Genomic DNA, 15,319 nt, shown 5'->3' on the forward strand with positions numbered 1-15,319 from the left:
GACGTGGGCGATCTTTTGTCGCGGCTGTCGCTGCAGCCTGTTGATTCCAGCGATTTCGAGGCCATGCTGGCCTTGCGCGTCGATGCGATGCGCCCCAGCCTGGAGCGCGTGGGCCGCTTCGACCCGGCGCGTTCACGCGAACGGCTCCAGGCCGGTTTCGTCGTGCCTTACATGCACCACGTCGTGCTCGACGGCGACCTGCGCGTCGGCTTTGTCACGCTCAAGCCCGAAGACCCCGATGCGCTGCGGCTGGACCACTTGTACCTGCGCACCGGCTTCCAGGGCCTGGGCATCGGCGAATGGGTGCTGCAATGGGCCAAGTCGCAGGCGCGCGAGCAGCAAAAGGACATCAAGCTGACCGCGCTCGTGCAGAGCGACGCCAACCGCTTCTATCTGCGGCACGGCTTTGTGCTCGAGGGCGAAGAGGGCGTCGACCTGCACTACCGCTGGCGCGTGGCCTCGGAGGATGCGTGCTGAAGCAGGCCGAGGCACTCGAACGCGCCATTGCCGAGCCGGAGGGCATGGCGCAGCGCCGCGCCATTGCAAAGGCCATCACGCTGCTCGAGTCCACTCGCGCCGACCATCGCGCGCAGGCCGATGAGCTGCTCACCGCATTGCTGCCGCGCACCGGGCAGTCGTTTCGCCTCGGTATCTCGGGCGTGCCGGGTGTCGGCAAGTCGACCTTCATCGAAACGCTGGGGCTGCTGCTGATCGGCAAGGGCCACCGGGTGGCGGTGCTCACCATCGATCCTTCGTCCACCGTTTCGGGCGGCTCCATTCTTGGCGACAAGACGCGCATGGAACGCCTTTCGGTGCATGAACGCGCCTACATCCGGCCGAGCCCGTCGAGTGGCACGCTGGGCGGCGTGGCCGAGAAAACGCGCGAAGCCATGCTGGTGTGCGAGGCCGCGGGCTACGACATCGTCATTGTCGAAACCGTGGGCGTGGGGCAGAGCGAAACGGCCGTGGCCGGCATGACCGACATGTTCGTGCTGATGCAGCTGCCCAACGCGGGCGACGACCTGCAGGCCATCAAGAAGGGCGTGATGGAGCTGGCCGATCTGGTCGTCATCAACAAGGCCGACATCGACAAGGATGCCGCCACGCGTGCGCAGGCACAGATCACCTCTGCCCTGCGCCTCTTCGGCCACCAGGGCAACCCTGACCACGCGCATGCGGTGCATGACGCGCACAGCGGCGCCGAGGTTCGCTTCTGGCTGCCCAGGGTGCTGCAGCTCAGCGCGCTGGCGGGCACCGGTGTCGATGCATTCTGGGATGCGGTGCAGCAGTTCAGGCAACTGCAATCCGCCAACGGCAAGCTCGCCAGGCGGCGCGAAAAGCAGGCCACGGCGTGGATGTGGGAGCGCATCGACGCGGGCCTGAAGCAAGCATTCAGGCAGCACACGCAAGTGCGCGAACTGCTGCCGCAACTCACTCGGCAGGTGGCAGAGGGCTCGCTGCCCGCATCGACGGCGGCGCGCCAGTTGCTCGCGGCGGCTGCCATCACCGCCCGGCCGTGACAACAACACACTGAATTCAAGACCACAGCTTCGGAAGCACACCATGCAAGAACTGATCGAACAACTCGAAAAGCGCCGCGCGCAGGCGCGGCTTGGCGGCGGACAGAAGCGCATCGACGCGCAGCACGCCAAGGGCAAGCTCACCGCGCGGGAGCGCATAGAGCTGCTGCTGGACGACAACACCTTTGAAGAGTGGGACATGTTCGTCGAGCACCGCTCGGTCGATTTCGGCATGGCCGAGCAAAAGATTCCGGGCGACGGCGTGGTGACGGGCTACGGCATGATCAACGGCCGCCTGGTGTTCGTGTACAGCCAGGACTTCACCGTCTTCGGCGGCGCGCTGAGCGAAGCGCACGCCGAAAAAATCTGCAAGGTGATGGACCAGGCCATGAAGGTCGGCGCACCCGTCATCGGCCTGAACGACTCTGGCGGCGCACGCATTCAAGAGGGCGTGGCCTCGCTGGGCGGCTATGCGGACGTGTTCCAGCGCAACGTGATGGCCTCGGGCGTGGTGCCGCAGATCAGCATGATCATGGGTCCGTGCGCGGGCGGCGCGGTTTATTCACCCGCCATGACCGACTTCATCTTCATGGTGAAGGACTCGAGCTACATGTTCGTTACCGGCCCCGATGTGGTGAAGACCGTAACGCACGAAACCGTGACGGCCGAGGAGCTGGGCGGCGCGGTTACGCACACCACGCGCAGCGGGGTGGCCGACATGGCTTTCGAGAACGATGTAGAGGCGCTCATGATGCTGCGCCGCCTGTACAACTACCTGCCGCTCAACAACCGCGAAAAGCCGCCCGTGCGCCTGGGCAACAACGGCCAGGGCGACCCGGCCGACCGGCCCGACTATTCGCTGGACACTCTGGTGCCCGACAACCCGAACAAGCCCTACGACATCAAGGAGCTGATTCTCAAGGTGGTCGACGACGGCGACTTCTTCGAGCTGCAGCCCGACTACGCAAAGAACATCGTGATCGGCTTTGCCCGCATGGAAGGCCAGACGGTGGGTATCGTGGCCAACCAGCCGCTGGTGCTGGCGGGTTGCCTCGACATCAAGAGCAGCATCAAGGCGGCACGCTTCGTGCGCTTTTGCGATGCGTTCAATATTCCGGTGGTTACCTTCGTCGACGTGCCCGGCTTCATGCCAGGCACGGGGCAGGAGTACGGCGGCATCATCAAGCACGGTGCCAAGCTTTTGTACGCCTATGCGGAATGCACAGTGCCGAAGATCACCGTCATTACGCGCAAGGCCTATGGCGGCGCGTATGACGTGATGGCCTCTAAGCACCTGCGCGGCGACGTCAATCTGGCTTGGCCGCGCGCAGAGATTGCGGTGATGGGTGCCAAGGGTGCGGTGGAAATCATCTTCCGCGAAGACAAGAACGACCCCGAGAAGCTTGCCGCGCGCGAGGCCGAATACAAGGCGCGTTTTGCCAACCCGTATGTTGCGGGTGCACGCGGCTACATCGACGACGTGATCTTGCCGCACGAAACGCGCAAGCGCATCTGCCGTTCGCTGGTGATGCTGCGCGAGAAAAAGCTCGAGAACCCGTGGCGCAAGCACGGCAACATTCCTCTCTGATTTTCGTATGCGCAGCTATTACCCCCAGTTCCGCGAGGGAGCGGAACCCGGGCTAGTTCCAAAGCTGGGCGGGTTGCCCTGGGGGCTCCCCGCGCGCCTTTGGCCTGTCTGCCGCGAGTGCAATCGCCCCATGAGCCATCTTGCGCAGTTGCCAGCGGACGGGGAAGCGTTGCCGCTCGCAAGCGGCGAGGTGCTGTTCCTGTTCAAGTGCGAGTGGGACAGCATCTGCAGCTTCTGGGAGCATGACGCGGGTACGAATGCCGCATTCGTGGTGCAGGGCGCCGGCTTGGGCGACGCGCCCGCACCGCTGCCATCAGATGCTGCCGACGGACAGCCGGCACTTCTGCGCGAGATCGGCATTGCCGCATGGCGCGCGGATGACGACGGCGTACCTGCGGAGCTGGAGGAAGCGTTCTATGACTACCAGGCTCACTTCGATCTGCCCGACGAAGCAGCGCACCCTCGCGGCTGGACCAGCCCCTGGTGTACCAAGAGCGGCGGCGCGCCTTACTGGACGGCGAACGGCGCGCAACGAATGCCCGCGGGACGCTTGTTTTTGCAGATCGACAACTGGGTCGATCTTCCCGGTGGCAGCACGGCCGAAGTGGCGAACTTCTGTTCAGATGGCATCGCCTATGTGTTCGTCGACCGGTCGCAGGCGCAGCCGGTTTACTCGATGTTCATCAACCGCTGAGGCGGTCAGCAAGAAAACGGATTCAGCATGTTTAAAAAAATCCTTATCGCCAACCGCGGAGAGATTGCCTGCCGCGTGATTCAGACGGCCAAGAAGATGGGCATCCTCACCGTCGCCGTTTATTCCGAAGCCGACAAGGAAGCCCGCCACGTCGAACTGGCCGACGAGGCCGTGCACATCGGCGCTGCGCCAAGTCGCGAGAGCTACCTGCAGGCCGACCGCATCATTGCGGCCTGCAAGCAGACTGGCGCCGAGGCGGTGCATCCGGGCTACGGCTTCCTGTCGGAGAACGAAGCCTTTGCGCGCAAGGTCGAAGAAGAGGGCATCGCCTTCATTGGACCCAAGCATTATTCGATTGCCGCCATGGGCGACAAGATCGCTTCGAAGAAGCTTGCGAACGAAGCCAAGGTCAACACCATTCCGGGCTGGAACGACGCCATCGAAACAGCCGAGCGCGCCGTCGAGATTGCCAAGGACATCGGCTATCCGGTAATGATCAAGGCCTCGGCCGGCGGGGGCGGCAAGGGCCTGCGCGTGGCGTACAACGACAAGGAGGCCTTCGAGGGCTTTACCTCGTGCCGCAACGAAGCGCTGAGCAGCTTTGGCGACGACCGCGTGTTCATCGAGAAGTTTGTCGAGGAGCCGCGCCACATCGAGATCCAGGTGCTGGGCGATTCGCACGGCAACGTCATCTACCTGAACGAGCGCGAATGCTCCATACAGCGCCGGCACCAGAAGGTGATCGAAGAGGCACCTTCGCCTTTCATCAGCGACGCGACGCGCAAGGCAATGGGCGACCAGGCGGTGCAGCTGGCCAAGGCGGTGAAGTACCAGAGCGCAGGCACGGTGGAGTTTGTGGTCGGCAAGGACCAGAGCTTCTATTTTCTGGAGATGAACACGCGGCTGCAGGTGGAGCATCCGGTGACCGAATGCATCACGGGGCTCGACCTGGTCGAGTTGATGATCCGCGTTGCGGCGGGCGAAAAGTTGCCGGTGACGCAGGCCGAGGTCAAGCGCAACGGATGGGCCATCGAGTGCCGCATCAATGCCGAGGATCCGTTTCGCAACTTCTTGCCTTCGACCGGCCGCCTGGTGAAGTTCCAGCCGCCTGCGGAGACGATGTTCGCAAGCGACACCGAGCACCTGATGGGCGTGCGCGTGGACACCGGCGTGTACGACGGCGGCGAGATCCCGATGTACTACGACTCGATGATCGCCAAGCTCATCGTGCACGGCAAGGACCGGCAGCATGCAATTGCACGCATGCGCGAGGCGCTCAATGGCTTTGTGATTCGCGGCATCAGCAGCAACATTCCGTTCCAGGCGGCGCTGCTTGCGCATCCGAAGTTTGTGGCGGGCGACTTCAATACTGGCTTCATCGCCGAGCACTACGGCAAAGGCTTTCACGCAGAAGACGTGCCGCACGCCGATCCATCGTTCCTCATTGCGCTTGCCGCCTATGTGCACCGCCGGTACCGTGCACGCGCCTCAGGTATCAGCGGCCAGCTCGAAGGCCACGGGGTCAAGGTGGGCGAGCAGTTTGTGGTTGTGGAGCTGGGGCCGGAAGGCAAGCACGTGCACCACCCGGTGTCCGTGACCGACTTTCACGGCAAGACGGGTGCGAGCGCCGTGGCGGTGGGCGACAAGAGCTACAAGATCGACAGCGGCTCTGCGCTGGGCGCAGTGCGCGTGCAAGGCATGGTGAACGACCGTCCCTTCACTGCGCAGGTGGAGCGCGGCGCGGGCAAGAGCCCCCTCGCGCTGCGGGTGTCGCACGATGGCACGCAGATCGAGGCGATGGTGCTGTCGCCGCTTGGAGCGCGCCTGCTCGAGTTGATGCCCTACAAGGCGCCGCCAGACCTGAGCAAGTTCCTGATGTCGCCTATGCCGGGTTTGCTGGTCGAAGTGTCGGTGCAGCCGGGGCAACAGGTGCGTGCGGGCGAAAAGCTCGCTGTGATCGAGGCCATGAAGATGGAAAACGTATTGTTCGCCACGCAAGACGGTGTGGTCGGCAAGATTTCGGCCAACAAGGGCGAGTCGCTCGCGGTCGATCAAATCATTCTGGAGTTCAACTGATGGGTGCCAACGACTTGCAACAGACGGTCACGCTGCACCGGCCCGCTAAGCCGGTAACGCCGCAAGGCCCTTGGACGGTCGAGGCGATCCAGGCGCTGCTCGACAAGCCGCTGATGGACCTGCTGTTCGAAGCACAAACAGTGCACCGCAAGCACTTTCCGGAGGGCGATATCGAACTGGCGACGCTGCTTTCGGTCAAGACCGGAGGCTGCCCTGAAAACTGCGGCTATTGCCCGCAGTCCGCCGAGTTCGACACCGGCGTGAAGGCGCAGAAGCTCATGGAGGTCGACGAGGTGGTGCGCGCTGCGCAAGCCGCCAAGGACGCCGGTGCCACGCGGTTCTGCATGGGCGCCGCATGGCGCGCTCCGAAAGACCGCGATGTCGAGAAAGTGGCCGTACTGGTCGAGGCGGTGAAGGGCCTGGGCATGCAGACCTGCGCCACGCTGGGCATGCTGGAGCCGCATCACGCGCTCCAGCTCAAGGCAGCCGGCCTCGACTACTACAACCACAACCTCGATACCGCCCCCGAGTACTACACCGACATCGTCGACACGCGCACCTACCAGGACCGGCTCGACACGCTGGCCCATGTGCGCAGCGCCGGCATCAGCGTGTGCTGCGGCGGCATCGTCGGCATGGGCGAGCAGCCTGTGCATCGCGCCGGGCTGATCGCGCAGCTGGCCAACCTGGATCCGTACCCGGAGTCGGTGCCCATCAACAGCCTGGTGCGCGTGCCGGGCACGCCGCTGGCTGATTCGGAGCCGGTCGATCCCTTCGACTTTGTTCGCATGATCGCAGTTGCGCGCATCACGATGCCAACGGCACGCGTGCGGCTTTCGGCAGGTCGCCAGCAAATGGGCGATGCCGTGCAGGCGCTGTGTTTCATGGCGGGCGCCAACTCGATCTTCTATGGCGACAAGCTGCTGGTAACCGGCAACCCCGATGTCGAGGCCGACGTGCAACTGCTGCGCAAGCTGGGATTGCAGTCGCGCCGCACCACCGCCACCGAAGAAGCCGGAGCGTGCGCATGAGCACCGCACCGCGTCCCTTCAAGGTGCTGGGCATTCAGCAGATCGCCATTGGCGGGCCGGACAAGATGCGGCTGCAGAAGCTTTGGGTCGACATGCTGGGGCTCGAGGTCACCGGCACTTTCAAGAGCGAACGCGAGAACGTCGACGAGGACATCTGCTCCATGGGCAGTGGGCCGTTCAAGGTCGAGGTCGACCTGATGCAGCCGCTCGACCCTGAAAAGAAGCCTGCGGTTCACACCACGCCGCTCAACCATGTGGGCCTTTGGATCGACGACCTGCCCAAGGCTGTCGAATGGCTCACCGCGCAGGGTGTGCGCTTTGCGCCCGGAGGTATTCGCCAGGGCGCGGCGGGCTTCGACATCTGCTTTCTGCACCCGAAGGCGAACGACGAGTTTCCGATAGCGGGCGAGGGCGTGCTGATAGAAATGGTGCAGGCACCGCCCGAGGTGGTGACTGCATTCAACGCGCTGGCCGCTACGCGTTAAGCACCTTCTTGATCGGCGGTTTCACGTCGGAGCGATGCGGCGGCAGCATCGGCTGGTGTTCGCGCGCCGGGTTCAAGATGATCGACGTGGCCGTTTCGGTGAGGATGCAGAACTTGGTGACCACCGCATCGAGATGGCTCACGTCGATGACCGCGATTTCCAGGATCCAGCTGTCGTCGCCGGTCACGTTGTATGCATTGACGCACTCAGGCGTTTGCTGCACCAGTTCGACCACGCGCGCGTAGTCGGCGCGCCCAACGCGAATGATCGCGCGAATGCCGTAGCCCAGCTTGCCGAGGTTGACGGTGGCGCGGTAGCCGCTGATCACGCCCGCGGCTTCCAGCTTTTTTACGCGCTCGGTTACGGCCGGCTGGCTCAGGTGCACGCGGCGGCCGAGTTCGGCCATGGTGAGCCGCGCATCGCCTTGCAGTTCAGCCAGGATGCGGGTGTCGTGGGCATCCAGCGTGGGGTTGAAGGTGAAGTCCATGCAACTCCTTTAAATCGACGGTGTAAAACATCAAGAACCATGAGTTGTGCATGGCTGTGGTGAGTTTGCTTTCATACCATGGATGGCGTTCCAATACCAACAAGACAGACCTCGCATGCCTACCCTCGCATCTCCCGCCCAAGCCGCTTCTCGGCCGCCTGTACGTAGTTCGATGCCGCTGCTCCTATGGCTTTGCCTCGCCGCCACCTGGGTGGTCTGGGGCTCGACCTATCTCGCAATCAAGTACGCGCTGATCAGCTTCGCGCCTTTTCTCCAGATGGGCTCGCGCTTCTTGTTTGCGGGTGTGCTGCTGGCCGCGTGGATGCGCTGGCGCGGCGCCGCATGGCCGTCGGGGCTGCAATGGCGAAACGCGCTGGTGGTGGGCTCGCTGATGCTGGGCGGCGGCATGGGTGGCACGGCGCATGCCGAAGTGTCGATCGGCTCCGGCCTGGTGGTGGCGTTCATTGCGGTGGTGCCGCTTTTAATTGCATTGCTGAACCTGATCTGGGGCGTGAAGCCGACGCGGCTCGAAGCAGCGGGCATCGCGCTGGGGCTCATCGGCGTGCTGATGCTGACGCAGGGCAGCGGCTTTCAGTCGTCGCCCGCAGGGCTGGTGGCAATTTCCATCGCGTGCATCTGCTGGTCGCTGGGCAGCGTGCTGAGCCAGCGCAGCCTGCCGCTTGCGCCCGGGGCCATGGGTTTTGCCAGCGAGATGATCTGCGGCGGCGTGGTGCTGCTGGTGCTTTCGGCAATCTCCGGCGAGCAGTTCGTGTGGCCGCCGCAGACAGAAGCCGTGGCAGCCTGGCTTTACCTCGTGGTCTTCGGTTCGCTGATCGCGTTCAACGCCTATATGGTGCTGCTTGCCCGGGCTCCGGCGGCGCTGGCTTCGAGCTACACCTTCGTCAACCCCGTGATCGCAATGCTGCTTGGCGTGTGGGTTGCCAACGAAACCGTGACGCGCTTCGAGTGGTATGCCGTGGCTGTCATTCTGGCCGGCGTGTTGCTGCTGCTCTTCAAGCGCGCCCAGAAAGACAAGGCCTAAGCGCGCGCGCCGTTCAGGTGCCCGGTCGGCGCCAGAAGGCAAGCGTTGCGGCCAGCAGCCACATGCCGGCCGCGCAGCTGCGGTTCAGCACTTTCAGGCCGCGCCGCGAGAGCCAGCGCACAGCTTGCGTGCCGGCGGCCGCATAGGCCAGCATCACGCAGGTGTCGAGCGCGACGAAGATCGAGCCCAGCAGCAAGTACTGCATGCCTTGCGGCTTTGCGGTGTCGATGAACTGCGGCAGAAAGGCCGCGAAGAACAACACCGTCTTCGGGTTCGAAAGCGCCACGAGCAGGCTGCGCATGAGCGCAATGCGGCCGTGCGGGCGAACCTCGACGGCGGACTTGGCCAGCGCCTCGCCCAAGTCGGCGGCGTCGCTGCGCCACAGCTTGATGCCGAGCCACACCAGGTAGGCAACACCCGCCACGCGAATCGCATTGAAGAGCATTTCCGATGCGGCCAGCAGCGAGCCGAGCCCGAGCGCGACCACCGCGATGAGAGTGATGCTGCCGAGCGATGCACCGGCAATGCCCCAGCTCGCACGGCGCATGCCGCCATCGATGCCGTTGGACAGGGCCAGCAACATCGTGGGGCCAGGAATCACGGCCAATGCGAGCGAGGCGATCACGTAGATAAGCAGGGTGTCGAGCGTCATGGTTTTGCGGCGGGTGGCCGTTGCTGGGCGGCGCGAGCCCGCGCCAGGGCGGCTTCGACGATGGAGCGCTTGCGCGTGTCGGCGGCTTGGGGTTCGGTGGGGGCGGGCGCCGGTTCTTCGATTCGCTTGGCGAGCCGGCGATGATCGCCGTGCAGCTGGTAGCGCTGCAGTGCCGCCTCGGCCTGCGCCTGCGACCATGCGGCCCAGCCACTGCGGCCCGGCGTTTCAACCTCGAGCGAGATGCAATCGACCGGGCACACCGGAATGCAAAGCTCGCAGCCCGTGCAGTGCGCCTCGATGACGGTGTGCATGCGCTTGTTGATGCCGACGATGGCATCGGTGGGGCAGGCGTCGAGGCAGAGCGTGCAGCCGATGCACCACGCCTCGTCGATCACCGCCATGGCGCGCGGGCCTTCGGTGCCGAACTGCGGATCGAGCGGCAGCGGCTGGCGGCCCGTGAGTTGCGCCAGCCGGGCAATGCCTTCTGCGCCGCCGGGCGGGCACTGGTTGATGTTTGCCTCGCCGCTTGCTATGGCCTCCGCATAGCCGGCGCAATCGGGGTAGCCGCAACGCGTGCACTGCGTTTGCGGCAGTGCATCGTGAATGCGTACGGCCAGCCCGTTCACTTCTTGCGTGCCGCCGGCTTCTTCACGGCGGCAACGGCCACCGCTTTCTTGGCTGCGACATTCTTCTTGGCGGCCACGGCAACCGTTTTTCGTCCTGGCTTGATGCGGTCTTCGGCCGGCAGGGTCTCGCGTGCGCCGGCGCGGCGCTGGGGCTGGTCGTGGGCCTCGATGAACTTCTGCACCTTGGGGTAGACCAGTTCGCGCCAGCGGCGGCCGCTGAAGATGCCATAGTGGCCCGCGCCCTTGACTTCGTAGTGTTCGCGCTGCGCGTCGTCGATGCCGGTGCACAGGCTGTGCGCGGCCTCGGTCTGGCCCGAGCCCGAAATGTCGTCTAGCTCGCCCTCGACTGTGAGCAGGGCGGTTGAATGAATATCTTGCGGGCGCACGCGCTCGATCTGGCCCTTCGGGTTTTTCACGTCCCAGGTTCCGTTCACAAGCTCGAACTGCTGGAACACGGTGCGGATGGTGTCCAGGTAGTAGTCGGCGTCCATGTCGAGCACGGCGTTGTACTCGTCGTAGAACTTGCGGTGCGCTTCGGCACTCGCGTCGTCGCCCTTGATCAGGTCCTTGAAGTAGTCGTAGTGGCTGCTGGCGTGGCGGTCGGGGTTCATTGCCACAAAGCCGGTGTGCTGCAGAAAGCCCGGGTAGACGCGGCGGCCTTCACCCGGGAAGCCTTGCGGCACCCGGTAGATCACGTTGTTCTCGAACCACTCGTAGCTCTTGTTCATTGCAAGGTTGTTCACCGCAGTGGGTGACTTGCGGGCGTCGATAGGGCCGCCCATCATGGTCATGGTGAGCGGCAGCGGCTCGCCGCGGCTTGCCATGAGCGACACGGCCGCCAGCACGGGCACCGTCGGCTGGCACACGCTCACCACGTGGCAGTTGCCGTATTCGGCCTGCAGCCTGCGAATGAACTCCTGCACGTAGTTGATGTAGTCGTCCAGGTGGAACTCGCCCTGCGACAGCGGCACGAGGCGTGCGTTCTTCCAGTCGGTGATGTAGACCTTGTGGTCTTGCAGCATGGTGCGCACGGTGTCGCGCAACAGCGTGGCGTAGTGGCCCGAGAGCGGCGCCACGATCAGCACCACGGGCTGGCTCTTGAGCGTCTTCAGGGTGTGCGGCTCGTCGGTGAAGCGCTTGAATCGGCGCAGCTCGCAGAAGGGCTTGTCGAGCTCCACCACTTCCTGGATCACGACCTCGTCGCCGTCGACCTTCACCGACTTGATGTTGAACTCAGGCTTTTCGTAGTCCTTGCCGAGACGATAGAGCAGGTCGTAGCCTGCCGCCATGCGCTGCGCCATGGGCAACTGGCCCCACACCGCGCCTTGGCCATAGAGCTTGGAGGCCGCTTGCGCGAAGTCCGAAAACGGTTCCATCAAGGAACGCTGGGCTTCGTAGAGTTGATAAAGCATCGCTGGTCTTGTAGTGAAATGTTGCAGTGCAATATATCAGCGCAATTGGGGCGATGCAGGAGGCCAAACCCTACATCGGCCACGGCGCGAGGGTCTTCCAGTCAAGGAGCGTGAAGGAATCGTCGCAAAACCGATTCCCTCACACTTTGCAGTCACCTAGATGACTTTGGCGATCGACGCGCAGACGTAGTCGATGTTCTTGCTGTTGAGCGCAGCCACGCACATGCGGCCGGTGTCTGTGCCGTACACGCCGAACTCGCTGCGCAGGCGCACCATCTGGTCCTTGCTCAGGCCCGAATAGCTGAACATGCCGATCTGCGTGGTGATGAAGCTCATGTCTTCCTTCACGCCGGCAGCCTTGAGGCCGTCGACCAGCTTCTGGCGCATGGCCTTGATGCGCACGCGCATTTCGCCGAGCTCCTTTTCCCACAGGGCGCGCAGTTCGGGGTTGCCGAGCACAGCGGCCACCACGGCGCCGCCGTGGATCGGCGGGTTGCTGTAGTTGGTGCGAATGGCGATCTTGAGCTGCGAGAGCACGCGGCTGGCTTCTTCCCTGTTTTCGCACAGCACCGAGAGGGCGCCCACGCGTTCGCCGTACAGGCTGAAGCTCTTGGAGAAAGAGGTCGAGACGAAGAAGGTCAGGCCGGCGTCGACGAACTTGGCAACGGCGGCGCCGTCTTCCTTCAGGCCGTAGCCGAAGCCCTGGTAGGCCATGTCGAGGAAAGGCACGAGGCCCTTGGCCTTGACCGCGGCAACCACCTGGTCCCACTGCTCGGGCGTGATGTCGTAGCCGGTCGGGTTGTGGCAGCAGGCGTGCAGCACCACCACCGTGCCTGCGGGCGCAGCGTTCAGGGCGGCCAGCATGCCTTCGAAGTTGACGCCGCGCTTGGCGGAGTCGTAGTAGGGGTAGCTTTCGACCACGAAGCCGGCGTTGGTGAACAGCGCGCGGTGGTTTTCCCAGCTCGGGTCGCTGATCAGCACCTTGGCGTTGGGGTTGAGCTTTTTCAGGAAGTCGGCGCCAACCTTGAGGCCGCCGGTGCCGCCGATGCCCTGCACGGTGGCCACGCGGCCCGATTGCACGGGTTCGCTGTCGGCGCCGAAGACCAGGCCCTTGACGGCGTTGTCGTACGCCACGATGCCGTCGATCGGCAGGTAGCCGCGCGCCGTGGGGGCTTTCATCATGTTCTGTTCGGCCGCCTGCACGCACTGGAGCAGGGGCAGCTTGCCGTTGTCGTCGTAATAGACGCCGACGCCGAGATTGACCTTGTTGGGGTTGGTGTCGGCTGCAAATTGCTCGTTGAGGCCGAGGATCGGGTCGCGCGGTGCCATTTCGACCGCGGTGAACATAGACATGGAAAGGTCCTTTGGGATGAAAGCTTCGCTGGCAACCGGACTTGCGCTACGCTTTCCGGTTGCCTTGAATTTTACCGGCGCCATCGCCACCTGTCGGGAACAGCCATGCCAGAGAACAACGAAGCCATAGCAGACCTGAAGAAACTGGACCCGATCGGTCCGGCCAAGCAGGGCGAATTCATCAAATACCCGGGTTCGCCTTTCGAGCTTTTCCAGCCGTACCCGCCGGCCGGGGACCAGCCCAAGGCCATCGATGGGCTGGTGGAGGGCGTTCTGGACGGCGAGGTGTTCCAGACGCTGCTGGGCGTGACGGGCTCGGGCAAGACCTTCACCATGGCCAACGTAATCGCGCGGCTGGGCCGACCGGCCATCGTTTTTGCACCCAACAAGACGCTGGCGGCACAGCTCTACAGCGAGTTTCGCGAGTTCTTTCCCAAGAACGCGGTCGAGTACTTCGTGAGCTACTACGATTACTACCAGCCCGAGGCCTATGTGCCCCAGCGCGACCTGTTCATCGAGAAGGACTCGTCGATCAACGAGCACATCGAGCAAATGCGCCTTTCGGCCACCAAGAGCGTGCTGGAGCGGCGTGACACGGTCATTGTGGCCACGGTGAGCGCCATTTACGGCATTGGCACGCCCGAGGACTACACGCAGATGCGTTTCATCATGCGGGTGGGCGACAAAATCGGCCAGCGCGACGTGATCGGGCGGCTGATCCGCATGCAGTACACCCGCAATGAGCAGGACTTTTCGCGCGGCACTTTCCGCGTGCGCGGCGACACGATCGACGTGTTTCCGGCCGAGCACAGCGAGCTTGCCATCCGCATCGAACTGTTCGACGACGAAATCGAGTCGCTGCAGCTCTTCGATCCGCTCACCGGGCGCATCCGCCAGAAGATCCCGCGCTTCACTGTGTACCCCTCGAGCCACTACGTAACGCCGCGCGACAAGGTGCTGGGCGCGGTGGAAACCATCAAGATCGAATTGGCCGAACGGCTCAAGGAGTTCGTCAGCCAGGGCAAGTTGGTCGAGGCGCAGCGGCTGGAGCAGCGCACCCGTTTCGACCTGGAAATGCTGGCCGAGATCGGCCACTGCAAGGGCATCGAGAACTACACGCGCCATCTTTCGGGCGCCGCGCCGGGCCAGCCCCCTGCCACGCTGACCGACTACCTGCCCAAAGACGCCCTGATGTTCCTGGACGAGAGCCACCAGATGGTCGGCCAGCTCAGCGCCATGTACAACGGCGACCGGGCGCGCAAGACCACGCTGGTCGAATACGGCTTTCGACTGCCGAGCGCGCTGGACAACCGGCCCCTCAAGCTGGAGGAGTTCGAAACGCGCATGCGCCAGTGCATCTTCGTTTCGGCCACTCCGGCCCAGTACGAAAAGGACCATGCCGGCAACGTGGTCGAGCAACTGGTTCGGCCAACCGGGCTGATCGACCCCGAGGTGGAAGTGCGCCCCGCGACGCATCAGGTAGACGACGTGCTGGGCGAGATCCGCATCCGCGTCGAGAAAAACGAGCGCGTGCTCATCACCACGCTGACCAAGCGCATGGCCGAGCAGCTGACCGATTACCTGGGCGACAACGGCGTGAAGGTGCGCTACCTCCACAGCGACGTCGACACAGTGGAGCGGGTCGAGATATTGCGCGACCTGCGGCTGGGCACTTTCGACGTGCTGGTGGGTATCAACCTGCTGCGCGAAGGCCTGGACATTCCGGAGGTGTCGCTGGTCGCCATCCTGGACGCCGACAAGGAAGGCTTTTTGCGAGCCGAGCGTTCGCTGATCCAGACCATCGGCCGCGCGGCCCGCAACCTGAACGGCAAGGCCATTCTGTATGCGGACCGGATGACCGATTCGATGAAAAAGGCCATCGACGAAACCGAACGCCGCCGCGCACGGCAGATTGCCTACAACGAGGCCAACGGCATCACGCCGCGCAGCATCGTCAAGCAGGTGCGGGACCTGATCGACGGCGTCTACAGCGAGAAAACCGGCAAGGAAATGGCCAAGCTCGACCTGGAACGCGCCAAGGTCGAGGACATGAGCGAAAAAGACATTGCCCGGGAAATCAAGCGGCTCGAAAAGCTCATGCTCGAGCACGCGCGCAATCTCGAGTTCGAAAAAGCGGCGCGAGTGCGCGACCAGCTGGCGCTGCTGCGGGAGCAGGCGTTTGGCGCTTCGGGCGGGGACAACATTGCCGTGTTGCCGTCCTAGGACGGGGTCCCGGTTTCTTCAAGCGGCTTGCGCTGGGGTTTACCCGAGCAAACCTCAGGGCCTTCTGTTATACTTGACCGAAATACTCAACAACAAAAAAAGAACTTCGCGATGAAGAACCGATCCCATC

Annotated in this window: 14 protein-coding genes; 9 read left to right on the plus strand and 5 right to left on the minus strand. The window is 63.8% G+C overall.

Translation table 11 applies throughout. From position 1 onward, the window contains the following. Window positions 1–3 precede the first annotated feature (3 nt). From J2X67_RS21705 to J2X67_RS21735, 7 genes are all read left to right on the plus strand, one after another. Entirely contained in the window at window positions 4–477 is a 474-nt protein-coding gene (locus tag J2X67_RS21705) for a GNAT family N-acetyltransferase (RefSeq protein ID WP_309956378.1), read from the plus strand. Beyond that, window positions 471–1,520 (plus strand): methylmalonyl Co-A mutase-associated GTPase MeaB, encoded by a 1,050-nt coding sequence (meaB, locus tag J2X67_RS21710; RefSeq protein WP_309956380.1) that lies wholly within the window; start codon window positions 471–473, stop codon window positions 1,518–1,520. The genes J2X67_RS21705 and meaB overlap by 7 nt, the downstream gene beginning before the upstream one ends. A gap of 43 nt (window positions 1,521–1,563) precedes the next feature. Beyond that, complete coding sequence (locus J2X67_RS21715; RefSeq protein ID WP_281150486.1) at window positions 1,564–3,108, plus strand: acyl-CoA carboxylase subunit beta; 1,545 nt, start codon at window positions 1,564–1,566, stop codon at window positions 3,106–3,108. A gap of 130 nt (window positions 3,109–3,238) precedes the next feature. Continuing rightward, entirely contained in the window at window positions 3,239–3,802 is a 564-nt protein-coding gene (locus tag J2X67_RS21720) for a hypothetical protein (RefSeq protein WP_309956383.1), read from the plus strand. Window positions 3,803–3,829: 27 nt separating this feature from the next. Then, on the plus strand, window positions 3,830–5,878 hold the full coding sequence (gene accC, locus J2X67_RS21725; protein WP_309956385.1) for an acetyl-CoA carboxylase biotin carboxylase subunit: 2,049 nt from the start codon (window positions 3,830–3,832) through the stop codon (window positions 5,876–5,878). Beyond that, window positions 5,878–6,909, plus strand: a complete 1,032-nt coding sequence (bioB, locus tag J2X67_RS21730) for a biotin synthase BioB (RefSeq protein WP_309956387.1) — start codon at window positions 5,878–5,880, stop codon at window positions 6,907–6,909. The genes accC and bioB overlap by 1 nt, the downstream gene beginning before the upstream one ends. Then, on the plus strand, window positions 6,906–7,394 hold the full coding sequence (locus J2X67_RS21735) for a VOC family protein (protein ID WP_309956389.1): 489 nt from the start codon (window positions 6,906–6,908) through the stop codon (window positions 7,392–7,394). Before bioB ends, J2X67_RS21735 begins: the two co-directional genes overlap by 4 nt. Here the strand turns inward: J2X67_RS21735 and J2X67_RS21740 are convergent. Further along, complete coding sequence (locus tag J2X67_RS21740) at window positions 7,384–7,881, minus strand: Lrp/AsnC family transcriptional regulator (RefSeq protein ID WP_309956392.1); 498 nt, start codon at window positions 7,879–7,881, stop codon at window positions 7,384–7,386. The two genes, J2X67_RS21735 and J2X67_RS21740, sit on opposite strands and share 11 nt — an antisense overlap. 115 nt (window positions 7,882–7,996) lie before the next feature. Between J2X67_RS21740 and yedA the strand changes: the two genes are divergently transcribed. Continuing rightward, window positions 7,997–8,923, plus strand: coding sequence for a drug/metabolite exporter YedA (yedA, locus tag J2X67_RS21745; RefSeq protein ID WP_309956393.1), 927 nt, complete (start codon window positions 7,997–7,999; stop codon window positions 8,921–8,923). 13 nt (window positions 8,924–8,936) lie between these two features. On the opposite strand, the gene J2X67_RS21750 is transcribed toward yedA, so the two are convergent. From J2X67_RS21750 to J2X67_RS21765, 4 genes are all read right to left on the minus strand, one after another. Next, window positions 8,937–9,575, minus strand: coding sequence for a LysE family transporter (locus J2X67_RS21750; protein ID WP_309956396.1), 639 nt, complete (start codon window positions 9,573–9,575; stop codon window positions 8,937–8,939). Then, window positions 9,572–10,201: an RnfABCDGE type electron transport complex subunit B gene (locus J2X67_RS21755; protein ID WP_309956397.1), complete on the minus strand. Its 630-nt coding sequence runs from the start codon at window positions 10,199–10,201 to the stop codon at window positions 9,572–9,574. The genes J2X67_RS21750 and J2X67_RS21755 overlap by 4 nt, the downstream gene beginning before the upstream one ends. Further along, window positions 10,198–11,613 carry a polyhydroxyalkanoate depolymerase gene (locus J2X67_RS21760; RefSeq protein ID WP_309956399.1) on the minus strand — a complete coding sequence of 472 codons (1,416 nt, stop codon included), beginning with the start codon at window positions 11,611–11,613 and terminating at the stop codon, window positions 10,198–10,200. The genes J2X67_RS21755 and J2X67_RS21760 overlap by 4 nt, the downstream gene beginning before the upstream one ends. A gap of 156 nt (window positions 11,614–11,769) precedes the next feature. After that, the gene (locus tag J2X67_RS21765) at window positions 11,770–12,966 is read right to left on the minus strand and encodes an amino acid aminotransferase (protein ID WP_309956401.1); all 1,197 of its coding nucleotides are present in this window, start codon (window positions 12,964–12,966) and stop codon (window positions 11,770–11,772) included. A 105-nt stretch (window positions 12,967–13,071) separates the two neighbouring features. Here J2X67_RS21765 and uvrB point away from each other — a divergent pair, with 105 nt between their 5' ends. Then, window positions 13,072–15,189 carry an excinuclease ABC subunit UvrB gene (gene uvrB / locus J2X67_RS21770; protein WP_242631079.1) on the plus strand — a complete coding sequence of 706 codons (2,118 nt, stop codon included), beginning with the start codon at window positions 13,072–13,074 and terminating at the stop codon, window positions 15,187–15,189. Window positions 15,190–15,319: the final 130 nt, after the last annotated feature.

This window comes from Variovorax sp. 3319 (assembly GCF_031456585.1).
In the GTDB taxonomy this organism is placed as follows: domain Bacteria; phylum Pseudomonadota; class Gammaproteobacteria; order Burkholderiales; family Burkholderiaceae_C; genus Variovorax; species Variovorax paradoxus_P.

What these genes read in the sequence shown, in the direction of transcription:
- J2X67_RS21715 (WP_281150486.1), top strand. Translation starts at nt 1,564, where the DNA reads ATGCAAGAACTGATCGAACAACTCGAAAAGCGCCGCGCGCAGGCGCGG.
- J2X67_RS21720 (WP_309956383.1), top strand. Translation starts at nt 3,239, where the DNA reads ATGAGCCATCTTGCGCAGTTGCCAGCGGACGGGGAAGCGTTGCCGCTC.
- accC (WP_309956385.1), top strand. Translation starts at nt 3,830, where the DNA reads ATGTTTAAAAAAATCCTTATCGCCAACCGCGGAGAGATTGCCTGCCGC.
- bioB (WP_309956387.1), top strand. Translation starts at nt 5,878, where the DNA reads ATGGGTGCCAACGACTTGCAACAGACGGTCACGCTGCACCGGCCCGCT.
- J2X67_RS21735 (WP_309956389.1), top strand. Translation starts at nt 6,906, where the DNA reads ATGAGCACCGCACCGCGTCCCTTCAAGGTGCTGGGCATTCAGCAGATC.
- J2X67_RS21740 (WP_309956392.1), bottom strand. Translation starts at nt 7,881, where the DNA reads ATGGACTTCACCTTCAACCCCACGCTGGATGCCCACGACACCCGCATC.
- yedA (WP_309956393.1), top strand. Translation starts at nt 7,997, where the DNA reads ATGCCTACCCTCGCATCTCCCGCCCAAGCCGCTTCTCGGCCGCCTGTA.
- J2X67_RS21750 (WP_309956396.1), bottom strand. Translation starts at nt 9,575, where the DNA reads ATGACGCTCGACACCCTGCTTATCTACGTGATCGCCTCGCTCGCATTG.
- J2X67_RS21760 (WP_309956399.1), bottom strand. Translation starts at nt 11,613, where the DNA reads ATGCTTTATCAACTCTACGAAGCCCAGCGTTCCTTGATGGAACCGTTT.
- J2X67_RS21765 (WP_309956401.1), bottom strand. Translation starts at nt 12,966, where the DNA reads ATGTCTATGTTCACCGCGGTCGAAATGGCACCGCGCGACCCGATCCTC.
- uvrB (WP_242631079.1), top strand. Translation starts at nt 13,072, where the DNA reads ATGCCAGAGAACAACGAAGCCATAGCAGACCTGAAGAAACTGGACCCG.